The sequence below is a fragment of the Endozoicomonas sp. SESOKO3 genome (assembly GCF_024606255.1).
Map to the genome: position 1 here is coordinate 1 of NZ_JAHHPR010000175.1, position 7,433 is coordinate 7,433.

Sequence of the window (7,433 nt, forward strand, 5' to 3'; positions counted from 1 at the left end):
GCACTGATGCCTACTACAAAGATGGGCAATCCGTCTCACACTCTGAGGCAGAAAAGTATGCCGAGCTGCTGCAGGCAGTTCGGGAGACAGAAGCCAGCCAGTCTAAAGCAGGACTGATTTCAGGTAGCTGGGGCACTGTAAAAAGCCTTATCGACTTCGTTGCCAAAAGCCTTCTCATTGCCAGGAAGATGAGTACTGGAGAAGTGGTATACGGTGATTATCAGGCACTTCTTTTCGCCACTGACAGTGTTTCCAGTGCCTTATCATGGCACGCTGACAACGTCGATACCCTGCTTAGCTTCAATAAAGCGGTAGACAGTATTCACTCACTGGGAGCGGAAATAAAACGCTCCCCCAGGGAACTGTGGCAACAGCCTGACTATCGGGCTCAAAAAGGGGATGAGGTAGCCATCCGTCTGGAAGCTTTCTCCATGGGGCATCCTGAAGGTGTACTGATGACCGACCAGGCATTAACCCTTCCCAAGGGCTATTTTGCGGTTTCCGGTGTTTCCGGCAGTGGCAAGAGCAGCCTGCTTTCAAAGATCAGAAGAGAAGTCGGCAATGGTATATGGGCGACGGGCAATGTCACTTACACCACTGCCAATGGCGAGTTGCCTGAAGTCTTCCACGCCGAACAGCTGACCTACATTCCACCCAACATAACCCTGAGAGAACTGGTCACGTTACGATTGGAAGGTGACCCGGACGACCCGCATCCTGCTCTGCGAAACCCAAAGCACAGAACCGACCTCACCGATCAGGAACTGATCAACCTGTTAAAGGAGATCGATTTCTACTCCGAAGATCAGTGGCACCTTCTGAAAGAACAGCTTCACGACGAACGTAACTGGAAAGATCAGCTCAGTGGCGGCCAGATTAAAAAACTGGCACTCCTCTCGGTGATTAACCGGCGTCCTGAAGTGGCCATACTGGATGAAATTTTCGCCGGGATGGACCAGATTTCAGTGCAACAGGCACAGAGGATGCTTAAAAAATACTTGCCCGACAGTCTGCTGCTGATCGTCGACCACAATGCCGCCCAGAATAACTACGATGGATTTTTTACCGGCAGGATTCATCTGGAAAACAGCCAGGTCAGTCTCAGGGAAATAGACAATGAATAACTCAGGTGAAGCCTGATATGCCTAAAATAGCGAGCATCTCCAACAATGAAGGCTTACTCTCAGTAACTGCCAATCAAGTTCAATTAGAAACACCAACCGGTAGTGGTTGGGGTAGAACTGTCTCGGTACCTGACAGCCAAGAATCCTTGTTAATCTGTTTGCCCATCGAAATACAAGAGCAAATTATTGGCTTTTTAACGCTTAGGGATGTTGCCCGTTTACAGCAGGTATGTACTCACTTTCACCAGACCATTGAAGATAACCATGCGCTTGCAAAGGTGTGGTATCGCCGATTTACTTCACCACACCAAGATCGACTTAAGAGGGCTCTTCCTACAGAAGAAGTGAAACAACTCACTCAATGGTTGCAGCTATTTACGAATGATAAACAGCTAATTAAGTCACTCATGGAACACCGGGAGAAAACTTATTTTCCTGCTTTATTCTACTTCACCCAAACCAGATTGATGTCTAAATGTGAACAATTTGAAGTCGGTACAAAAGCCACCATTGTCTATGATCACGATATCATGTCTGTCAGAACCATCCTCAATGGTCTCTATATAGCGGTTGCCGGTATGGATAAAAAGGCAAGAATTTATGCCCGCCATTTCGATGAATCACAGTCTGAATTCAGCTGGGTAGAAAAAACCATAATTTCCCATAATCGTTGGGTCGAAGAAGTCCGCTTCAGTAAAGATGAACACCGTCTGGTGACCATTTCCTACGACTTTACGGGGAAAATCTGTCGTGAGAAGGACGACGGATCCTGGCAAGAAGAAGTCACCATTAGCCACGAAAATCAGATCAAATCAATCGCCTTCAGCCCCAATAACCAATATCTGGTGACGGCCAGTTGGGATGGAACGGCGAAAATCCTGACTCTGAAGGACGATGGATTATGGGAAGAAAAAGAGCTTATATCTTTGGATAATTGCATCGAATCAGCGCAATTTAGCTACGATGGCCAACATCTGGTCATTGCCTGTTACGATAACACAGCGAAAATCTATGGTCTGAAGAATGGCTCATGGGAACCAGAAACGATCATTACTGTTGATAGTCCGGTTCTGAAAGCCTTCTTCAGCTTCGATAACCGTCATGTGGTGACCATCAGCGAAGATCAAAAATTAAGACTTCACGGTCTGTTGGATAATGGGCTGTGGCAAGAAAAAGAGCTTGCGTTCAATGATAATCGGGTCAAATCAGCCATCATCAGTCGCACTAGTCACCGTCTGCTAATCACCAGCGGGCGCGCGGTAACCATCTATGGTGAGGAAGACGATGGATCGTGGGAGCATGAAATTACCATTTCCCATGACGACCAAATCATATCAGCTGCCTTCAGCCCCGATGAACGTTATGTGTTAACCGCCAGTGAAGATGGCAAGGTAAAAATCCTGTACCAGGACGATAATGGATCATGGGTGATTGAAGCCACCATTCGCCATAAGGGCAAGGTCACGTCGGCCAACTTTAGCCACGATGGCCGCCATGTGGTAACCACCAGTTCAGATGGCACTGCGATGATCCATGGTCTGAAGCTTGGGTTGTGGCACAAAACGGCTGTCATTTTCCATGGTAAAAATGTTGTCACAGCCATATTCAGCCCTGATAGCCGCCACGTATTGACCATCGCTGTAGAGACGTTAATAATCCATGGTCAGCAAACGGATGGAGAATGGGTCCAAAAAGCGATCATTTCCCACGGTGCCCCAATCCAGTTCATCAGCTACAGTGGCCACTATGCGATAGTCGCATGTCGTGATAAGAAAATGTTCGTTTATGAATTACGGGGGCATAATCCATTGATTGCTAACACTGAGTGACAGCACTCGACTTGCCCTGTTATCACGATTGCCGGAGACTGGCTATTGTCTCAAAGCGACTTTATTCGCTATCATTTCCGGCTATGAAATCACTCTCATCAGCCACTCCATCTTCCTCTCACACGGTGAGTCATGAACGGCTTCAGTCAGCACCTGACCGCGGCAAGCCCATAAGCTGCCTGACACTCACCTTGCGACGATGCCAAGGCTGAAAGGTTGCTTTTCAGTCACCATCACTTTCGACACCCTGCTTTTTTGCAGAACAGGGCTGCCACTGGCCAGAATCAACAATGAAACACAGACAGTGCAAAGTATTTTTCCCGATGAGCAGCCTTGAGCGAAAAAAATCATCGCAAACAAGTTTCAGACCAAGGACTTTTTTTCCATGAATATTCTTAAACTGCTTGAAGACAGAGTCATCAAAGCATTGATCGCCGCCGGAGCCCCGGAAGATACTCCTCCCATGGTTCGCCAAAGCGCACGGGCCAACTTCGGTGACTATCAGTGCAATGCAGTGATGTCAGCAGCAAAGAAAATGGGACTCAAGCCTCGAGACCTGGCTCAGAAAGTGGAAGACAATCTGGACCTGAAAGGTATTGCTGAAAAAACTGAAATTGCCGGACCCGGCTTCATCAATATCTACCTCGATCCACAGTGGCTCGCTGCCGGACTGGAAGAATCAGTAAAAGACGATCGTTCCGGAGTAAACACTGTCGACAGTCCGGAAACCGTAATTGTCGACTACTCTGCGCCTAATGTTGCCAAAGAAATGCACATTGGCCACATTCGCTCTACCATCATTGGTGATGCCACCGCTCGTACTCTGGAATTTCTGGGCCACAAAGTCATTCGCCAGAATCACCTGGGAGACTGGGGTACTCAGTTCGGTATGCTGATTGCTCACCTCGAAGAGCTGGAGCACGATAGCCAGGAAGCTCAGGCTATGGAGCTCTCAAATTTGGAAGCCTTCTACAAGGCAGCCAAAAAACGTTTTGATGATGACGAAGCGTTTGCCACAAAAGCCCGTGAGTACGTAGTCGCATTACAGTCTGGCAATGAACACTGTTTGAAACTCTGGAAAAAACTGGTTGATATCACGCTGTCTCACAACCAGGAAGTCTATGAACGACTGAATGTTTCCCTGACACCGTCTGACGTCATGGGTGAAAGCGCGTACAATGACAGCCTGCCTGCCATTATTAATGAACTGGCCAGCAAAGATCTGTTAAGTGAAGACCAGGGTGCCAAAGTGGTCTTTCTGGATGAATTCAAGAATAAAGACGGTGACCCAATGGGTGTCATCGTCGAAAAGTCTGGCGGCGGCTTCCTCTATTCCACAACCGATCTGGCAGCACTGCGTCATCGAACCCACACCTTAAATGCTGACCGTGTTCTTTACTATGTTGATGCTCGCCAGGGACAGCACTTTGAGCAGATCTTCACCATTGCCCGCAAAGCAGGCTTCGTTAATGAAGACACCCGCACCGAACATCATGCCTTCGGTATGATGCTGGGTAAGGATGGCAAACCGTTCAAAACTCGTGCCGGTACTACCATCAAACTGGTGGATCTGCTGGACGAAGCGGAAGAGCGTGCAGCCAGACTGATTGCCAGCAAAGCCTCTGATCTCAGCGAAGAACAAAAGTTTAAAGTCATCAAAGCCGTTGCCATGGGCTCGGTAAAATACGCTGACCTGTCCAAAAACCGCACCAGCGATTATGTTTTCGACTGGGACACCATGCTGGCTTTCGAGGGCAACACCGCGCCTTACCTGCTCTACGCTTACACCCGTATTAAGAGCATTTTCCGCAGGGCCGGAGTAGCTGAATCGGACCTCACCGGTGATATTCTGGTTGAAGAGCCTTCTGAGAGAGATCTGGCTCTGAAGCTTAACCGCTTCAGTGAAACCATTGAGCAAGCGGCTCGTGAAGGAACCCCTCACGTACTGTGCAGCTACCTTTATGATCTGTCTGGTGCATTCATGAGCTTTTATGAAAACTGCCCGGTTAACAAAGAAGGGGTCAACGAACCCGTTAAAAACAGTCGCTTGCAACTCTGTGCCCTGACTGCCCATATCCTCAAGACAGGCCTTGACCTGCTCGGCATTGAGACCGTTGAGCAGATGTAACCCTGTTTAACCCGGAAAAAAATGCCGACGTTAATGTCGGCATTCATATCTGCTGCTCTGGCAAAAACTCATCAGCCGAGGCCTGAGCCCAGTGGTCGCTGTACCCGGGAATATCATCACATTTCAACAAAAAACCTGTTTCCAAAACAGGGTAGATGGTTGCGTAAGAAGCCTCTGTCTGATCTGCCAGACGGCGGAAGATATGACTCGCATTCAGCTGATCAGGGCTTTCCAGCCCCATCGCACCAACAATATCCAGAAAACTGGCCACCGTCACACGGTGATAATTGGCCACCCTGACCTGTTTGTCAGCGATATTGATGGCTTTGCCTCTGATCGGGTCCTGAGTGGTCACCCCCGTTGGACATTGATTAGTGTTGCACTTCAATGCCTGAATACATCCCACAGCAAACATCATGGCTCTGGCCGAATTACACAGATCGGCACCCAGAGCGATCTTTGTCACCATGTCAAAACCCGACGCGACCTTGCCGCTGGCAATGATTTTTACTTTCTCTCTCAGGCCTGCGCCTACGAGACAGTTGTTCACAAACACCAGAGCTTCATTCACTGGCATTCCCAAACGATCCGTATACTCCACCGGAGCGGCCCCTGTCCCTCCTTCTGATCCATCGACCGTAATAAAGTCCGGAGCCAAACCGGTTTCCAGCATGGCTTTACAGATGCCCATAAATTCCACTCTGTTGCCCAGACAGAGCTTAAAGCCCACAGGCTTATTCGCAATCTCTCTGAGATGGTCAATAAACAAAATCAGCTCTCTGGGCGTTGAAAAAGCCGAATGAGCAGGAGGAGAGATGACCGTCACGCCTTCAGGGACGCCCCTGGCTTCAGCAATTTCTTTCGACACTTTGACGGCGGGCAGAACGCCCCCATGAGAAGGTTTGGCTCCCTGGGATAATTTTATTTCAACCATCTTCACGGCTCCATGCTTCACTTTTTCAGTAAATATTTTTTTGTCGAAACCACCTTCTTTTGTGCGACAACCAAAGTAGCCTGTACCGATCTGCCAGATCAGATCTCCACCTTCTGCCAGATGATGTCGACTTAACCCTCCTTCCCCGGTGTTGTGAGCAAAGCCTCCCCTGCAAGCCCCGGCATTCATCGCCCTGATAGCATTGGCACTCAAGGCACCAAAACTCATGCCAGAAATATTCAGCCTTGACGCCAGATAAGGCTGCGAACAGGAATATTCACCAACCAGTATTTTTCCATGGATGGCATCCACCTCTTTGGGTTTCAGGGAGTGATTGGCTCGATGATAGCCGCAGTCGGTCAGCTCAAACTGGGTGCCAAAAGGTTGGGTATCAGACACTCCCTTGGCCCTTGAGTACACCATGTTTCGAATTTCACGATTAAAAGGTTTGCCGCTCTGATTTGACTCGATAAAGTACTGATGGATCTCGGGACTGATAAATTCCAGCGCGTAGCGCATATGGCCAATCACAGGATAATTTTTCAAAACGTTATGATGGGTACAGGTCAGATCGAAAACCCCAACCAGAATGTAAGGTACCAGAAAAACAAACAGCCACAATATACCGGGCCAGAAAAACGACAGAATCAATGTGATCAGCGTTCCGCCAATGGCAATCCAGAAAAACAATTTACGTGCCATTTCTCCACCTTTTTCAGTGAAAAAGTCCAGATAGCTGGACCTGATGCACTTGAGTCTTGATGATAAAACGGGCTTTGGCAACGCTCCTTCATTGGCAGTGACAGTTATCCTGACAGAGACGGAGGGCCCCACAGCCTGCCCTTAAAACACAGAGGCGAGGCAAAATCGCAGCAAACCAGATACCTTGCAGGCGGGTTGTAAAGCGGACTGTTTAGAAATGATAAATGATTAGAGTCTGAAAATACTACTACTGGAACTAGTTCGTAGTGGCACTGTCCAAAGTCACAGGGATCAGATAAATCAGCTTAATTCCACTGTCAGGTTACGTGACACTACCAATATTCGCTGAATACTTTGTGAAATATATCATCGCAAGTGTCGGTAAAACTTATTCTCTGTGAGGGTAAATTGATTTGAACGATTCATAATTTAGAAACAAGAGGTACTTTAGTATGAATGTAAACACTCAAGCGCCCAGTCATCAAACAATTGATCGGGGCACACAAACAGAATCCAGCACGGATTCAAATCTTGGCAAGTTTCTGGGGCTGACCGTAAAAAAATCACTCTACGAAAACTTCCTCTGGGATGCCCGTAATTGGAGACGTCATTTTCCTGTAGAAATAAAGCGTGGTCCGGGCTTACTAATGAGGAATATCGGTATGTGTGGCGGTATCGCTTGCGGTTTGGCTGCCGGGGAACAAATAGCAATTGGC

General features: G+C 48.2%; 6 protein-coding genes. 5 read left to right on the top strand and 1 reads right to left on the bottom strand.

The window, feature by feature from the left end:
• The 4 genes from KDK18_RS03095 to argS all read left to right on the top strand — a co-directional run.
• The coding region (locus KDK18_RS03095; protein WP_257253134.1) for an ATP-binding cassette domain-containing protein at nucleotides 1-1,124 on the top strand (1,124 nt) is incomplete at its 5' end.
• Between the two features lie 17 nt (nucleotides 1,125-1,141).
• The gene (locus KDK18_RS03100; RefSeq protein WP_257253136.1) at nucleotides 1,142-2,953 is read left to right on the top strand and encodes an F-box/WD repeat-containing protein; all 1,812 of its coding nucleotides are present in this window, start codon (nucleotides 1,142-1,144) and stop codon (nucleotides 2,951-2,953) included.
• A gap of 199 nt (nucleotides 2,954-3,152) precedes the next feature.
• Nucleotides 3,153-3,290, top strand: a complete 138-nt coding sequence (locus KDK18_RS03105; protein ID WP_257253137.1) for a hypothetical protein — start codon at nucleotides 3,153-3,155, stop codon at nucleotides 3,288-3,290.
• A 48-nt stretch (nucleotides 3,291-3,338) separates the two neighbouring features.
• On the top strand, nucleotides 3,339-5,081 hold the full coding sequence (gene argS / locus KDK18_RS03110) for an arginine--tRNA ligase (protein WP_257253138.1): 1,743 nt from the start codon (nucleotides 3,339-3,341) through the stop codon (nucleotides 5,079-5,081).
• Nucleotides 5,082-5,124: 43 nt separating this feature from the next.
• On the opposite strand, the gene KDK18_RS03115 is transcribed toward argS, so the two are convergent.
• Nucleotides 5,125-6,717, bottom strand: coding sequence for an FMN-binding glutamate synthase family protein (locus tag KDK18_RS03115; protein WP_257253140.1), 1,593 nt, complete (start codon nucleotides 6,715-6,717; stop codon nucleotides 5,125-5,127).
• Between the two features lie 452 nt (nucleotides 6,718-7,169).
• Here KDK18_RS03115 and KDK18_RS03120 point away from each other — a divergent pair.
• Nucleotides 7,170-7,433: hypothetical protein (locus tag KDK18_RS03120; protein ID WP_257253142.1), on the top strand; the 264-nt coding region annotated here is incomplete at its 3' end.

Bases quoted from the DNA above. Each gene is read 5' to 3' on its own strand.
- argS (WP_257253138.1), top strand. From the start codon at position 3,339: ATGAATATTCTTAAACTGCTTGAAGACAGAGTCATCAAAGCATTGATC.
- KDK18_RS03105 (WP_257253137.1), top strand. From the start codon at position 3,153: ATGCCAAGGCTGAAAGGTTGCTTTTCAGTCACCATCACTTTCGACACC.
- KDK18_RS03115 (WP_257253140.1), bottom strand. From the start codon at position 6,717: ATGGCACGTAAATTGTTTTTCTGGATTGCCATTGGCGGAACGCTGATC.
- KDK18_RS03100 (WP_257253136.1), top strand. From the start codon at position 1,142: ATGCCTAAAATAGCGAGCATCTCCAACAATGAAGGCTTACTCTCAGTA.